Genomic DNA, 1,003 nt, shown 5'->3' on the forward strand with positions numbered 1-1,003 from the left:
CCGTCGTGTACGGCCTGGGTCACCCATGGGACGACCTCGTCGAGCATCGTGTCCAGGCTGGTGGTCGCTTCGAAGCCGAGGACCTCACGCGCCTTGGTCACGTCCGGGACCCGCTTTTGCACGTCGTACTCGAACGGGTCGTCCGACACGTACCGGAACGGCACGTCCGGGCCCTTGATCTTCCGCCAGATCAGCTCGGCCAACTCCAGCACCGTGGTCGACTCCGCGGTGGACAGGTTGAAGTCTTCGTTGACCGCGGCCGGATGCTCCATCGCGGTCACGATCCCGGCGGCCAGGTCACCACCGTAGGTGTAATGCCGCACCTGGTTACCCTCACCCAGAATGTGCAACGGGTCCTGACCCTTCACGATCTTCTGCACCAGATCCGGCACCACATGCGACATGGCCAGCTTCACATTCCCGGACAGCACCTCGGCCTCACCCAACGCCCGACCCTCGCCGACACCGACGCAGTTGAACGGACGCACGATCGTGTACGGCAGCTTGTACTGCTCCCACGCCGCCCGCGCGTAATACTCCACCGCCAACTTCTGGAAACCGTACGAGGACAGCGGCGGCGGCACCCGCCGCTCGTCACCCTCCTTGGAGGGCCAGTGCTCGGTCGACTCGAACACCATCGACGACGACATGTAGGTGACCTTCCGCAACCGGCCATCCCGATGCGCCGCGATCGCCGCGTCACACGACGCCGCCATGATCCGCTCATTCGTCGCGAGCAGGTCGTAGGCGTAGGCGTGGAAATACGAGATCCCACCGATCATCGCCGCACCCGCGATGAAATGGTCACAATCCGCGGCCAGCTTCGTCACCAGCTCGGTGTCCGTCGCGTCACCCTCGACGAAGTGGTAACGCGGGTTGTCGTCATAGCTGTGCGTCACCGGACCGTACTTCGAAAAGTTGTCCAGCCCGACCACCTCGTGGCCACGGCCCAACAGCTCCTCCACCACGTAGCCACCGATGAAGCCGGCCGAGCCGGTAACCA

The 1,003-nt window shown here is 64.3% G+C and carries 1 protein-coding gene; it reads right to left on the reverse strand.

The genetic code is table 11. The features are described 5' to 3' along the window. Positions 1-1,003: NAD-dependent epimerase/dehydratase family protein (locus AC5L36_RS45350; RefSeq protein ID WP_441225321.1), on the reverse strand; the 1,003-nt coding region annotated here is incomplete at both ends.

The organism is Phytohabitans sp. LZ39, from assembly GCF_059359075.1.